Origin of the sequence: Streptomyces viridochromogenes (assembly GCF_001270495.1) — a bacterium.
Classification (GTDB): domain Bacteria; phylum Actinomycetota; class Actinomycetes; order Streptomycetales; family Streptomycetaceae; genus Streptomyces; species Streptomyces viridochromogenes_A.
This window is the reverse complement of sequence record NZ_LGUR01000230.1, coordinates 209,188-222,015: the sequence shown is the minus strand read 5'-3', so window position 1 is coordinate 222,015 and position 12,828 is coordinate 209,188. Positions and strand designations below refer to the sequence as shown.

Genomic DNA, 12,828 nt, shown 5'->3' with positions numbered 1-12,828 from the left:
CACTATGCCCGTGGAGTTGAGGGCGAACGGCGGTGAGGCGGTGAAGGTTTCTCCGCGCTTCACCGCCACCACTGCCTATGGTGCTGTCACCGACCGGTTTCCGGTGAAGGTCACTGACCGGCGAACTTCTTGCTCACCCCGTCGAAGACGACCTTGGCGTCCTTGCCGAGCCGCGGACCCGCCAACCAGCCCGAATCCACCGGTCCGATGGAGGTGTTGGACACGAGCGCCGGCTGGCCGTCCGAGCCCGTAGCGACCCAGCCGCCGCCGGACGAACCGCCGGTCATGGTGCAGCCGATGCGGTACATCGTCGGGTCCGACGTCTTGAGCGAGAGTCGACCCGGCTTGTCCTGGCACTGGTACAGCTTTTGGCCGTCGAACGGCGCGGCCGCCGGATAGCCGATCGCCTTGATGCCGGCCACCTCGGGGACGGCGGGGGCGTTGAAGTCCACCGGGAGGGCCGAACCGACCATCTCCTCCAGGGACTTGCCGTTGCCGCCCTCCTCGGGCTTCACATGCAGTACGGCGAAGTCGTACGAGGCACCGTCACCGCCCGTCGCACCGCCCTGGGCGATCCACTGGTCCGAGGTCTGCGCCCAGTCGGCCCACCAGACGCCGTACGGGGCGACCTCCTCCCGCGTGGCGTTCTTGATCTCGGCGGCCGACATGCCCGAGTCGTTGTACGACGGCACGAACGCGATGTTGCGGTACCAGCCGCCGCTCTTGCCGGCGTGCACGCAGTGGCCGGCCGTCCACACCATGTTGGACTTACCGGGGTTGGCCGGGTCCTGCACGACCGTCGCCGAGCAGACCATCGTGCCTTCGGGGGAGTCGAAGAACACCTTGCCCGCCTCGGGAGCGTTGGCGTGGTACGCGGGCGACACGGCCTGTGCGTCCACGGGATCCGGCGTCGGATCGGTCACGCCCTGGTCACCGGAGAGGTCGCTGTCGTCGACACCCCGGTCCGGATCCTCGGCGTCCCGCATGCGGTCCGGGTCCCACAGACCCTCGATGATCGGGTTGATGTAGTCCTGGGCCTCGCGGAGCCAGTCGTCCTTGTCCCACTGCTTCCAGGCGCCGTCCTTCCACTTGTCGATGTCGATCCCGTGCTCTTTGAGCTTGTCCTTGATGTCGTCCGGGATCGTGATCTTGCCCTCACCCCCGGCCGCCGCGGAGGCGGTGGCCTCGCCGCCCGCCTCGGCGTCGCCCGACTCGCAGGCCGTCGCGGTGAAGGCCAGCGCTGCGGCGAGCGCGACCACGGGCAGCGGGGAGGTTGTGCGGCGCGTGTTCCTCCCTCGACGAGCGGTGAACGACGGCCGTATCGATCGCATGGTCTGACTCCCCCTGAGGTGACGGTACTTGGCGCTGCGGCCGTGAACTTCCCCCAGTTCATTCGCTGGTTCGGCTTGATGTCACGGCGCGTTGGGACGGCAACACACACTATGCGCTCGCTGTGGGGGAGTTCCGTCGGAACGGCAACGGTTTCGCTACGGGCTGCCTGACCTGGCAATTCATCTAGGGAGAGAGATCATTGACGCGGACCGCGGTGTGCGCTGCTTCGGCGGCCGAATGTGCCCTCACAGCTCAGCATCTGAGTCGCCGGCACCCGCAGCGCCGCCGCGAAGATCGCCGGGTTGCGCAGGAACTCCATGTGGATGCCCGGGAACTCCACCCACGGCACACCGATCCGGCGGGCGATCTCGACGGAGGGACGTGCGTAATACGCACCCCGGTCGGTGGCGCCGGCGGCAAGCACGATCGGGAACGGCGCGGCCTTCAGGACCTCGGTGTCGGGACGGAAGCCCGCGAAGCCGGGCCACTCCGTGCCGAACAGGTGGTCCTGGTTCCCCAGGAACCGCTTCCAGAGGTCGTCGGGCCAACGGTACGTCCCCTCGCCACGTGTCGTCTCCGCGAAACGGCGCCCCGCCGCCGGGGCGCCACCCTCGGCGTACAACGCGGCCATGTCGGCGAAGAATCCGCGGTCGGGGTCGTCGTCCGGCAAGACGTTCACGGCCGGCGGCTCGTGCGCGATGAGCCCGGTCAGTACCTGAGGGTGCAGTGCGGCCAGCGTGAGGCCGATGATCGCGCCTCCGCTGTTGCCGAACACAAGCGCACGTCCGCCCGCCACCGAGTCGATCAGCCGGCGAGCGTCGGCGGCCTGCTGGGCGAGCTTCATCGGTTCGGCGGAGCGGCCGGTGCTGCGGGAGTTGCCGCGCCGGTCGTAAGTGATCACGGTGAAGGCATCGGCCAGTTCCTCCGCGACCCCTGCGTAGTATCCGGCGTCCCCTCCGGCCCCGCTGATCATCAGCAAGGCGGGCCCACTGCCGCGCACCTCGTGGTACAGCCGCGCTCCGTCGGCTTCGAAAACGTCGCTGCGCATGGCAGGGCTCCGTCTCATGGTGAAGTGTCGTTCGGTGTTCCTGGAGGCTGGAGGCTGGAGGCTGGAGGTGGCGGGGCGGTCGGCTCGTCGAACGCCCTTGACCTCGCGCAGCGCAGCATGACAGCCACGCCGTAACCGTGTGACCGCCCCGGAGTCAGGACCGGGCGAGCCGAGGGATGAGGATTTCGGCGTTGCCGCGGTTGACGGCGTGGAGCTGTTCGGGTTCCCAGTGCGGGTAGTCGTCCAGTCCACTGTCGAACCCGGTGGCCCACTCCTCGGGAAGCATGGGGAAGTCGCTGCCGTACAGGACATGTCCGGGCGCGGCGAAGGCGAGCAGTGAGGGGAGGGCGGCTGGGCCGGCGGAGATGGCGGTGTCGAAGTAGAAGCGCCGAAGGTCGCTCAGCAGACCCTCGGGTGTGGAATCGGGGTGGAGCCTGGCGGCGACCGCGAAGCGGTGGGCGGCATACGGCAGGAAGCCGCCGGCATGGGGGAGGATCATCTTCATCCGGGGGTACCGCCCCGGTACTCCGTTCAGGGCCAGGTGGAGGGCCGTGCGGGCGGTGTCGTACGGGAAGTCCACCAAAGGGCTGGGCAGGCCGGGGATCGGCGCGACCGGCGGCGCGGTGGGGTGGACGAGGACGACAGCCGCACGGCTGTCCAGCTCGGCCCAGAGCGGATCGAACGCCGGGTCGCCGAGGTAGCTGCCGTGGACGTTGGACAGAACCATCAGCCCGTCGGCATTCAGCTCGTCCAGTGCATAGGCGGCCTCGGCGAGCGCGGCGTCCACGTCGGGCAGGGGGAGAGCGGCGAAGTGCCCGAAGCGATCGGGCCGGTCCTTGACGACTTCGGCGGTGTACTCGTTCACACTCCGGGCCCCGGTACGGGCTGCGGCGGGGTCGTCCCGGGCTGCGACCGGCGCGGGAAACGACAGGAGGCCAGTGGCAATCGACCTCCGGTCCATCATCGCGATCGCGCCCTGAACGTCCCACACGGGAGCGGGCCAGCCCAGGGCCGCAGCTCGGTCGGCCATCGCACGGCTGCGGTCCGGTGGGACCAGGTGCTGGTGCACATCGATACGCGCCGGCTCCGTCATATCTGTCCGAGCCTCCTCGGGTACGGGGTACGGGGTACGGGGATGCGGATGGGTGCGGGCCGTGGGGCAGCGGGGCTGCGGCGGACAGCTCGTGTCCAACAGGTACCCCCTTGGGGTGGGCGGCGGGGATGGGCGGTTGGTCTGGCCCCGGACAGCGGGTGTGGCCGACCGGGGAATCACCCGAGTGGGCGAGCCCGGGTTGGTCGTAGCGGGCCGTTCGGTGCTCAGGCGCAGCGGTTGGCAGGCCCCTGACGGTGGCTTCTCTGACGGCGAAGGTCGGCATGAACGACGCCGAGCCGCCCGTGTTGACCGCAACTCGCGCGGCACAGCGTCACCGAGTCGGGCGCCGACTTCCCGTCGGGAGCTCCCACCACCCCCTGGACAGCGATGGTCGCGCCGTCGAGGGCGTGGTCGACAAGGATCTTGAAGTAACCCGTAACCCGGTGAACGGTCCGGGGTTGGTAGCGGTGGGGGGCCTGCTGTCTGTGTGCGGTCCTCTGTGCCCAGTTCCCCGGAGTTTCGAGTGGACGCTCGCGGGGCTTCGTATGTCGGGTCGGGCGAGGATGCGAGAGACCTGCTCGCCCCTGGACAGCGGGAGGACAGGGAGCCATGGCCGTGACCGAATCTGTGCGCGGGGATACGTCCGAGTCGGCGGGGGCGCGCGCTGTGCACGAGGGGATCCTGCGGCGGCAGTCGGCGCGTGAGTCGGCGGCCCGCACCTACGCGCGTGCTCTGCCGATCGTGCCGGTGCGGGCACGGGGGTTGACCATCGAAGGAGCCGACGGCCGCCGCTACCTGGACTGCCTCTCCGGTGCGGGGACTTTGGCGCTCGGGCACAACCATCCCGTGGTCCTGGAGGCCATCCGCAAGGTCCTGGACTCGGGCGCTCCGCTGCACGTCCTCGACCTGGCAACCCCCGTCAAGGACGCCTTCATCACCGAGCTGTTCCGCACTTTGCCGCCCGGCCTCGCCGACCACGCGCGCGTGCAGTTCTGCGGACCGGCCGGTACCGACGCGGTGGAGGCCGCCTTCAAACTGGTCCGGGCCGCGACGGGGCGGACGGGAATCCTCGCTTTCAGCGGCGCCTACCACGGGATGACCGCCGGAGCGCTCGAAGCGTCCGGGGGCGCCTTCGACGTGCGGGTCGCGCGCCTGCCGTTCCCGCAGGACTACCGTTGCCCCTTCGGCGTCGGCGGCGAACGCGGTGCCGAACTCGCCGCCCGCTGGACCGAGTCCGTTCTCGAAGACCCCAAGTCGGGAGTACCGCATCCCGCCGGGATGATCCTCGAACCGGTCCAAGGCGAGGGCGGCGTGATCCCCGCGCCGGACGGCTGGCTGCGGCGCATGCGGCAGATCACGGCCGACCGTTCCATCCCACTCATCGCCGACGAGGTTCAGACCGGGGTCGGGCGCACCGGTGCCTTCTGGGCCGTCGAGCACAGCGGAGTCACCCCCGACGTCATGGTCCTCTCCAAGGCCATCGGCGGCAGCCTGCCCCTGGCGGTCATCGTCTACCGCGACGAACTCGACGCCTGGCAACCCGGCGCTCACGCCGGGACGTTCCGCGGCAACCAGCTCGCCATGGCCGCCGGGACAGCGACCCTCGCGTACGTCCGCGAGAACCGGCTCGCCGAGCGAGCGGCCGAACTGGGCTCGCGGATGCTTCGCCAACTTCAGCTCCTCGCAGGGGAGTTCGCATGCATCGGCGATGTGCGGGGGCGAGGGCTGATGATCGGGGTCGAGGTGGTGGAGCCACAGGCCCAGTCCGCACCTGCTGAGGGGCGGCCGGCGGGCCTGGCGGTGTCGGTGGGGGCGGGGAGTGAGCTGGGTGCCCTGGCTGCCCTGGAAGGACGCGGGGGCGTTCCTGGCCAGGACGAACCGGGTGCTTCGGCCGCTCTCGATTGGCCTGGGGACGGTACGGCAGGCGGTCTCGTCGGCCGCGCCCCTGCGCGCACCGCGGGCGCCTTCTCGGAAGGCGTCGTGCCCGTCGGCGGAGGAGCAACGGCGGAGGCAGCGCAGGAACCGGACAGCCCTCCACGCCCAGCTGCCCCCGACCTCGCAGCTGCCGTCCAACGCGAGTGCCTTCGCCGCGGCCTGATCGTCGAACTCGGCGGCCGCCACTCCAGCGTCGTACGGCTGCTTCCGCCCCTCACCATCAGTGATGAGCAGGCTGAAGCGGTGCTGGACCGGCTCGCCGACGCGGTGGACGCGGTCTCCCGCGGCCGTTCCAGCCACACCGATCACACCGGTCACTCCGGCCAGGGCCAGATGCACCAGAGGCACCCGGGCCACCGAATGCATGGCGATCGGGCCGACAAGGCCGGATAGCGCGGCAGCCGACGAGGGCGCGCCACCACCTACGCCGCACTGTGCTGTCGCGACGGTGTCCGTCGACCGACCCGCTCCCGAGCGCCCCCTCACGTCCCATCGAATCCTCACTGCCAACCGACACACCCCCTCCGAGCGCACCTTGGGAATGAGGGCCGCTCAAGGCCACCCCCACGCACACACACCGCAGCACGGCGGCTGTCGCCGCACAGCCAGGACCACTTCAAGAGGACCAGCCTTGACGACCACCCCCACAACCGATGGCCGTGCCGATACCGGCACGCGGGCCTCCTTCGCCTCACAGCGCTCCCAGCAGGAGCCGCCCGCGGCGGTACAAGAGATTGCCGCTGCTCACGTGCCGGTACCCGCGCCGACGAAGAGAGGCGCCCCGGAGGCCGAGAGGCTGCCCGGCGCTACAACTGACCTGCTGGAGCATCCCGACCCGCACATCGCAGCCCAGGCCGCCGCAGTGGAGAACCTGCTCCGGTGTTGGGTACGCGAGACCAACGTGCCGGCACCCGACGACGGGCTCCTCCGCATCCCCTTGCCCGCCACCGGCACAACCCTGCTGGTGCCGGTCCACTACTGGTCCCCGACGGGCTGGCACCGCTTCGGGCTCCCGCACCTGGCCGACACCCCGGCTCAGTCTCCGCCGACCGACGCTGTCACCCTCGCCGCACTGCTCGTCCGGGAGACGCTCGGCGGCGGCAGCCCTGCTTCCCCCGTCCGTAACTCCGCTGCCTCCATCGGCGTCCCCGGTCCGCCCGTTTCGGCGGCTGCCGCCGTGTCCCCGCAGTTCGTCGTCCCCGCACCCCCTGCCGTATCCGAGTCACCCGTCTCTCCAACGCCCACAAACCTGGCCACCGCGATTTCCGCCGCGTCCACCGACCTCGTTTCCCGGGTCGCCGACTCTGTCCGGCGCACCGTCACCTTCATCAGCGAGCGCCGTGAGAATCCCGTCGACTCCCCTGACCGCTTCCTCGCGGCCGAGCAGGCACTCCTGCTAGGGCACCCGCTCCACCCGACGCCGAAGAGCCGCGAGGGTCTCTCCGAGGCCGAGGCGCGGTCGTACTCCCCCGAGTTGTGTGGCTCCTTTCCCTTGCACTGGCTGGCAGTCGCTCCCTCCTTGCTCGCCACTGACTCGGCTTGGACCGAACGCGGCCGTGTTGTCCCCGCCACCCAGCTCACGGCCCGACTCGCCGGCCCTGAACTGCCGTTGCCCGACGGATACGCGGCCCTGCCCCTGCACCCCTGGCAGCAGCGTGAGGTCCGGCACCGTCCCGACATCGCGGCCCTGGCCGAGGGCGGGCTGCTCCGGGACCTCGGAGCCCACGGCGCCCTGTGGCATCCCACCTCCTCCGTACGAACCGTCCACACGTCCGGTGCCACCGCCATGCTCAAGCTCTCGCTGGGCCTGCGGATCACCAACTCCTGCCGTGAGAACCTCCGCAAGGAACTCCACCGCGGCGTCGAGGTCCACCGACTCCTGCGCAGCGGTCTTTCGGCGCAGTGGCAGGCCGCGCACCCGGGGTTCGACATCGTTCGTGACCCGGCGTGGCTCGGCGTCGATGGGCCGGACGGCGTTCCTGTGCCCGGCTTCGATGTGGTGATCCGGCACAACCCGTTCAAGCCTTCCGACAACGTCTCCTGCGTAGCCGGACTCGTCTCCCTCCTCCCTCGCGAACATTTCGGCACCGTCAACGACCAACCTCGGTCGGGCAAGGAAGTCCTCAGGTCCCGTCTGGCCGAAGTCGTCACGCGCCTCGCCGCGAGAACGAGCCGCCCTCACGGAGCCGTTGCCGCCGAGTGGTTTCTGCGCTACCTCCAACAGGTCGTCCGCCCAGTGCTGTGGCTGGACGCCGAGGCGGGGATCGCCCTGGAAGCACACCAGCAGAACACGCTGCTCCTGCTGGATGGTGACGGCTGGCCCTCGGGCGGCCGGTACCGCGACAACCAGGGTTACTACTTCCGTGAGTCCCGCCGCGCGGAGCTCGACGCCCGGCTTCCCGGCATCGGTGAGCACAGCGACACCTTCGTCTCGGACGAGGTCACCGACGAGCGCTTCGCGTACTACCTCGCGATCAACAACGTGCTCGGTCTCATCGGCGCGTTCGGTTCCCAGCGCCTCGCCGACGAACAGCTGCTGCTCGCCGCGTTCCGCCGCTTTCTCGGCGACATGGCCTCCGGTCCCGCCCGGCTCAGCACATCACTGCCCGCACGCCTGCTCGATTCACCAGTGCTGCGGTGCAAGGCGAATCTGTTGACCCGGGTACATGGCCTCGACGAACTCGTCGGCCCGGTCGACACACAGTCCGTTTACGTCACCATCGCCAACCCCCTGCACAGCTGATCGTCACCGTCGCCTCGCCCTTCGTCACCTCACGCCCCAACCTCCTTCACCAACCGCCTTCCCCAACCCCCTGCATCCCTGAGGAACATGACCCACCCCGCCTCCTGAGAGGAGCGTCGCTGTGCCTCCCACCGACGCGAGTGCCAACGCCGGTACCGCCCCGGTCACCGACGCCGGCACTGCCGCGAGCCCGGGTGCTCGTGAGAGCCGTACCGCCCCAGCTACCGTCGCGAGCGCAGACAGCGCAGACAGCGCAGACAGCGCAGACAGCGCAGACAGCGAGGACACGCTGGACATGCCCCTGACTGATGAGCTCGTCGCGCTCATCGCGGAGGACGCCGGTGCCGAAGGGGAGCGGGACCAGGGGTCAGGCACGGCCGCAGCCTCAGCGTCCCCAGCTGTAGGCGCAACCGCCGTCGCCTCCGACCTGTCGATCGCCGACGATCTGCTCGACCACGTTGCCGACTGGGGGCCGATCGGCACCCCCGTAGGAGTGCTGCACCTCGTTCCCGTGCGGATCGAACGAGACCTCCCGATCATCGGCCGGTGGATGAACGACCCTGCTGTCGCGGCCTTCTGGGGGCTCGCCGGACCCGAGAACGCCACTGAGGAGCACCTGCGGTCCCATCTCGCCAGTGACGGACGCAGCGTCCCGTGCCTGGGTCTGTTGGAAGGCACGCCGATGAGCTACTGGGAGATCTACCGAGCCGACCTCGACCCGCTGGCCCGGCACTACCCGGCTCGGCCCCATGACACCGGTGTCCATCTCCTCATCGGCGCCGTCGGTGATCGTGGGCGAGGACTCGGTGGAATTCTCCTCCGCGCCGTCGCCGATCTCGCGCTCGACAAGCGTCCCGCCTGCGCTCGCATCATCGCTGAACCTGACATTCGCAACACCCCTTCCGTCGCCGCCTTCCTGGACGCAGGCTTCCGGTTCTCCGCCGAGATCGAACTGCCCGCCAAACGAGCTGCCCTGATGGTCAGAGACCGGAGTCTGCGCCAACTGCTGTGACGCCATGTCGCAGCGTCATCACTTTTGGTACACCGCTCGGGTCGATCGGGTTCCCAGTCCCGACGAGAAACCGGATTCGGATCCCGACGGCAACCGCAATCACGTCCCGACGACAACCGGAGTCACGTCCCGACGACAATCCGGATTCAGGCCGAGTCGATCCCGCCCACGGTCGGGTCGACTGCCCGAGACGAGGCGCTCAGCACGAGGCCCGCCGAAATCCGTACCTGCCGGCCCCGGCCACAGCCGCATATCCCCGCCGCGCCGCATCGGCCGGGCCGCATCCGAACCGATCTGGATCACAGGCGGACAGGCCTTGACCTCAACCGATCCGATCCCACATCCACCCAAGCCGATCCGATCCCCACCCGAGGAATGCCGGGTCTTGATCCCGTCGCTCCTCCCCACCGTGAGGACCCGTTTGTCAGTGCCGGGCCGTAGGGTGGTCGCGCTATGACGAAGCCCTCACTCCCCGAACTCCTGCATGCTGCCGTCACTGCCGTCGGCGGTACGGAGCGCCCCGGCCAGGTGACCATGGCCGAATCCGTCGCGGAGGCGATCGACGGCGGTTCCCATCTCCTGGTCCAGGCCGGCACCGGCACCGGAAAGTCGCTGGGCTATCTCGTGCCCGCGCTCGCGCAGGGGGAGCGTGTCGTCGTGGCGACGGCCACCCTGGCTCTCCAGCGGCAACTCGTGGAGCGGGACCTGCCGCGCACCGTTGACGCACTGCACCCGCTGCTGCGCCGTCGCCCCGAGTTCGCGATGCTCAAGGGCAGGTCGAACTACATGTGCCTGCACCGCCTGCACGAGGGCGTCCCGCAGGACGAGGAGGAGGGTCTCTTCGACCAATTCGAGGCGGCCGCGCCCACCAGCAAGCTGGGGCAGGACCTGCTGCGGCTGCGAGACTGGTCCGACGAGACGGAGACGGGCGATCGCGACGACCTGACGCCCGGTGTGTCCGACCGGGCCTGGGCCCAGGTGTCGGTGTCGTCGCGCGAGTGCCTGGGCGCATCGAAGTGCGCGTACGGCGCCGAGTGCTTCGCCGAGATGGCCCGTGAGCGTGCCAAGCTCGCGGAGGTCGTCGTCACGAACCACGCGCTGCTGGCGATCGACGCCATCGAGGGCGCCCCCGTACTGCCGCAGCACGAGGTCTTGATCGTCGACGAGGCGCACGAACTGGTCTCCCGGGTCACTGGAGTCGCCACGGGCGAGCTCACGCCCGGCCAGGTCAACCGCGCGGTGCGCCGCGCCGCGAAGCTCGTCAACGAGAAGGCCGCCGACCAGCTCCAAACCGCCGCCGAGGGCTTCGAACGGCTGATGGAGCTGGCCCTGCCGGGCCGTCTTGAGGAGATCCCGGAGGATCTCGCCTACGCGCTCATGGCGCTGCGCGACGCCTGCCGCACCGTCATCTCCGGGATCGGCGCGACTCGCGACAAGTCCGTGCAGGACGAGGACGCGGTCCGTAAGCAGGCGCTGGCCTCGGTCGAGACCGTGCACGACGTGGCGGAGCGGATCACGAACGGCTCCGAGTGGGACGTCGTCTGGTACGAGCGGCACGACCGTTTCGGCGCGTCCCTGCGCGTGGCACCCATGTCCGTGTCGGGTCTGTTGAGGGAGAAGCTCTTCGCGGACCGTTCCGTCGTTCTGACCTCCGCGACCTTGAAGCTCGGCGGCGATTTCAACGGCGTCGGTGCGTCCCTGGGACTCGCTCCCGAGGGCACTGAGGGCGATGACCTTCCGCAGTGGAAGGGGGTGGATGTCGGCTCGCCCTTCGAGTACCGCAAACAGGGCATTCTGTATGTCGCCAAGCACCTGTCGCGCCCCGCGCGGGACGGCGACCGTGTGGACATGCTCGATGAGCTGACCGAACTGATCCAGGCGGCAGGTGGCCGCACGCTTGGCCTCTTCTCCTCTATGCGAGGCGCTCAGCTGGCCGCCGAGGAGCTTCGCTCGCGCATCCCCGAGTTCCCGATCCTCCTTCAGGGCGAGGAGACGCTCGGTGAGCTGATCAAGAACTTCGCGGCCGACGCGAAGACGTGCCTGTTCGGAACCCTGTCCCTGTGGCAGGGCGTCGATGTCCCCGGCCCCAGCTGTCAGCTGGTCGTCATGGACAAGATCCCGTTCCCGCGTCCGGACGACCCGCTGATGAGCGCTCGCCAGAAGGCGGTGGAGGACGCCGGCGGCAACGGTTTCATGGCGGTCGCAGCCACTCATGCCGCGCTGCTCATGGCCCAGGGTGCCGGTCGCCTCGTACGGGCGTCGGGGGACCGTGGTGTGGTCGCCGTACTGGACCAGCGGCTGGCCACGGCCCGGTACGGAAGCTATCTGAAGGCGTCACTGCCCGACTTCTGGTACACGACGGACCGTAACCAGGTCCGAAAGTCGCTGGCCGCGATCGATGCAGCGGCGACGAAGGCGGAGGCTGAGGCTGAACAGTGATCGGGGGTTAGCCTGTCGCGGCACCGCGACAGGCTAACCCCCGATGTCGTGTCCGCTGACGTCGGGTCCCGCGCACCGCACAGGACCCGGAACAGCACAGGGCCCCGGAACCGGCGCAGGGGTCCCGGGGCCCGGTCAGGGGGCGGCGCCTTCGGCCTCGCCCGCCGCAGCCGTCACACGCGCCGCAGCACTGCCACCACCTTGCCCAGGATGGTCGCGTCGTCACCGGGAATCGGCTCGTACGCAGAGTTGTGCGGGAGGAGCCAGACGTGGCCGTCCTCGCGCTTGAAACGCTTGACGGTGGCCTCACCGTCGAGCATCGCGGCCACGATGTCGCCGTTCTCGGCGACCGGCTGACGCCGGACCGTGACCCAGTCGCCGTCGCAGATCGCGGCCTCGATCATCGAGTCACCGACGACCTTCAGGACGAACAGCTCGCCGTCGCCGACCAACTGGCGGGGGAGGGGGAAGACGTCCTCGACCGACTCCTCCGCGAGGATGGGGCCACCGGCGGCGATACGGCCGACCAGTGGGACGTACGACGCGGCGGGCTTGCCGGTGGTGTCCGTGGGCTGCACGGAGGCGGCCTGGTCGGAGCCGCGCACCTCGTACGCACGCGGGCGGTGCGGGTCACGGCGAAGGAAGCCCTTGCGCTCCAGTGCCATCAGCTGGTGTGCCACCGAGGACGTGCTGGACAGGCCGACCGCCTGGCCGATCTCCCGCATCGACGGCGGGTAGCCACGCCGCTGCACGGAATCCCTGATGACCTCGATCACACGGCGCTGCCGGTCGGTAAGCCCTGAGCTGTCCGCCCGGATGCCGGGAGGTCGGCCCGGCAGGGAGCGCTTGTGCGCCTCGGGATTCATGGCTTCGTTCATCGCATGCACCGGCTCGAGTCGGCCCTGGGAGCGGTCCTGGGCAGTGATGGTGGCACTGTCTGCGGTGGTGGTCACGTCGGCCCCTCTCGATGGTCTCCCTGCTGCACAACGGTAGTTGCTTTCGAAAGGTTGCGCCAAACACACGTTCGAGTGAAAAATCGCGAATCACCTGACGTGATCGTGTGTCCAGGTGTATGCCTGACGCGAAGTCCGACGGGCAAAAGGGTTCATTGTTGTACCCTTCAGCGCCGGGGTGGCGACCTCGTAGGTTGTCGCCCCAGTCTGCCATCCGAGATCGGATCAGCCGGGAAGCGACCCCCCATCTGCGCGGGAGTCCCACGTCCCCTC

8 protein-coding genes are annotated in these 12,828 nt (G+C 69.5%); 4 read left to right on the top strand and 4 right to left on the bottom strand.

The window, feature by feature from the left end; all coding sequences use genetic code 11:
* Positions 1-110: 110 nt before the first annotated feature.
* The 3 genes from ADK36_RS34500 to ADK36_RS34490 form a co-directional block, all read right to left on the bottom strand.
* Positions 111-1,331, bottom strand: coding sequence for a trypsin-like serine peptidase (locus ADK36_RS34500; RefSeq protein ID WP_053200264.1), 1,221 nt, complete (start codon positions 1,329-1,331; stop codon positions 111-113).
* A gap of 197 nt (positions 1,332-1,528) precedes the next feature.
* Positions 1,529-2,380: an alpha/beta fold hydrolase gene (locus ADK36_RS34495; protein WP_053200263.1), complete on the bottom strand. Its 852-nt coding sequence runs from the start codon at positions 2,378-2,380 to the stop codon at positions 1,529-1,531.
* Positions 2,381-2,534: 154 nt separating this feature from the next.
* Positions 2,535-3,473: an amidohydrolase family protein gene (locus ADK36_RS34490; protein WP_053200262.1), complete on the bottom strand. Its 939-nt coding sequence runs from the start codon at positions 3,471-3,473 to the stop codon at positions 2,535-2,537.
* 609 nt (positions 3,474-4,082) lie between these two features.
* Between ADK36_RS34490 and ADK36_RS34485 the strand changes: the two genes are divergently transcribed.
* The 4 genes from ADK36_RS34485 (at position 4,083) to ADK36_RS34470 (ending at position 11,602) form a co-directional block, all read left to right on the top strand.
* Entirely contained in the window at positions 4,083-5,801 is a 1,719-nt protein-coding gene (locus ADK36_RS34485; RefSeq protein ID WP_048580298.1) for a diaminobutyrate--2-oxoglutarate transaminase family protein, read from the top strand.
* Between the two features lie 238 nt (positions 5,802-6,039).
* Positions 6,040-8,151, top strand: a complete 2,112-nt coding sequence (locus ADK36_RS34480; RefSeq protein ID WP_425315287.1) for an IucA/IucC family protein — start codon at positions 6,040-6,042, stop codon at positions 8,149-8,151.
* A 121-nt stretch (positions 8,152-8,272) separates the two neighbouring features.
* Complete coding sequence (locus ADK36_RS34475) at positions 8,273-9,163, top strand: GNAT family N-acetyltransferase (protein WP_053200260.1); 891 nt, start codon at positions 8,273-8,275, stop codon at positions 9,161-9,163.
* A gap of 453 nt (positions 9,164-9,616) precedes the next feature.
* On the top strand, positions 9,617-11,602 hold the full coding sequence (locus ADK36_RS34470; protein WP_053200258.1) for an ATP-dependent DNA helicase: 1,986 nt from the start codon (positions 9,617-9,619) through the stop codon (positions 11,600-11,602).
* 173 nt (positions 11,603-11,775) lie between these two features.
* On the opposite strand, the gene lexA is transcribed toward ADK36_RS34470, so the two are convergent.
* Positions 11,776-12,555 carry a transcriptional repressor LexA gene (gene lexA / locus ADK36_RS34465; protein WP_048580295.1) on the bottom strand — a complete coding sequence of 260 codons (780 nt, stop codon included), beginning with the start codon at positions 12,553-12,555 and terminating at the stop codon, positions 11,776-11,778.
* Positions 12,556-12,828 lie beyond the last annotated feature (273 nt).

Coding starts and splice junctions, on each gene's coding strand:
- ADK36_RS34485 (WP_048580298.1), top strand. CDS start 4,083: ATGGCCGTGACCGAATCTGTGCGCGGGGATACGTCCGAGTCGGCGGGG.
- ADK36_RS34495 (WP_053200263.1), bottom strand. CDS start 2,380: ATGCGCAGCGACGTTTTCGAAGCCGACGGAGCGCGGCTGTACCACGAG.
- ADK36_RS34470 (WP_053200258.1), top strand. CDS start 9,617: ATGACGAAGCCCTCACTCCCCGAACTCCTGCATGCTGCCGTCACTGCC.
- ADK36_RS34490 (WP_053200262.1), bottom strand. CDS start 3,473: ATGACGGAGCCGGCGCGTATCGATGTGCACCAGCACCTGGTCCCACCG.
- ADK36_RS34500 (WP_053200264.1), bottom strand. CDS start 1,331: ATGCGATCGATACGGCCGTCGTTCACCGCTCGTCGAGGGAGGAACACG.